At 62.5% G+C, this 1,322-nt stretch carries 1 protein-coding gene; it reads right to left on the bottom strand.

What is annotated here, in order from left to right; translation table 11 throughout:
* Nucleotides 1–1,308, bottom strand: a 1,308-nt coding sequence (locus Van01_RS32675) for an amino acid adenylation domain-containing protein (RefSeq protein ID WP_308442442.1), incomplete at its 3' end; no start/stop codon positions are given.
* Between the last annotated feature and the right edge of the window lie 14 nt (nucleotides 1,309–1,322).

The following is a 1,322-nucleotide window of genomic DNA, read 5'->3' as shown; positions in this document are numbered from 1 at the left end:
GGTGACGGTGGCGGCGAGTTTGCGGTTGGTGCCCGTGCCGATGGTGGTGGCTACCGCGCGTTCGATGTGTGGATGGGCCTCCAGCACGGCTTCGATCTCGCCCAGCTCGATGCGATGCCCCCGCACCTTGACCTGCAGGTCCGACCGACCCAGAAACTCCAACGTCCCGTCCGGCCAGAACCGACCCAGATCCCCGGTCCGATACCACCGCCGCCCCTGCCACGACACGAACTTCTCAGCGGTCTTCTCCGGATCACCCCGATAGCCCTGCCCGACACCAACACCACCGATCCACAACTCCCCCGCAACCCAGTCCGGACAATCACGCCCGACCGCGTCCACCACCCGGTAACACTGATTACTCAACGCAAAACCGTACGGAACCGAACGCCACGAAGGATCCACAGAATCCACCTCGAAAGCATTCGACCAGATCGCCGCCTCAGTCGCCCCACCCAACGCCACGAAACGACCACCCGCACCACGCGCACGAAAACGACCAGGCAAATCAAGCCCAACCCAGTCACCCGACACCAACACCAACCGAATCCGGTCAGCGACCAGCCCCGCCTCAACAACCGTCAAATACATATCGAACAACGCCGGCACGCTGTTCCACACCGTCACCCCGTACCGAACACACAACTCCACCCAACGCCGCGCCTCACGACGGTCCGACTCCTCCACCAACACCACAGCGCCACCGACACCCAACAACCCGAACATGTCATAAACCGACAAGTCGAAATCCGCCGCCGACACCGCCAACACACGATCCTCAGGACCAACAACAAACCGCTCGTTGACATCCTCGACCGTATTCACCGCCGCCCGATGCGAAACCTCCACACCCTTCGGCACACCCGTCGACCCCGACGTGAAAATCACATACGCCGAAGCAGAAACCGCCACCGACACCGGAGCCGACAACGGCACCGCAGACAAACAATCCAACCCCACCACCCGAACACCCTCGGGCCACACACCCCCACCCTCACCAACAACAAACCTCACACCAGCAGCAGCAAACATCCGCTCCCGCCGCACCACCGGCTGATCAACCCCACACGGCACATACACACCACCCGCCGCCAACACCCCCAAAATGGCAGCCACCTGACCCGGCCCCTTCGGCAACGAAACCGCCACCGCATCACCAGACCGAACCCCACAAGCCACCAACTCACCAGCAACCCGCAACGCCCAATCAGCCAAACCCCCGTACGACAACTCCCCACCAACACCCCACAACAAAGCCACCCGATCCGGCTCCCGCACCGCACGCTCAAAAAACGCACCATGCAACAACCGCCCACTCTCCA

Source organism: Micromonospora andamanensis (assembly GCF_016863495.1).
Taxonomy (GTDB): domain Bacteria; phylum Actinomycetota; class Actinomycetes; order Mycobacteriales; family Micromonosporaceae; genus Micromonospora; species Micromonospora andamanensis.
This window is presented reverse-complemented; position numbering and strand designations above follow the sequence as displayed.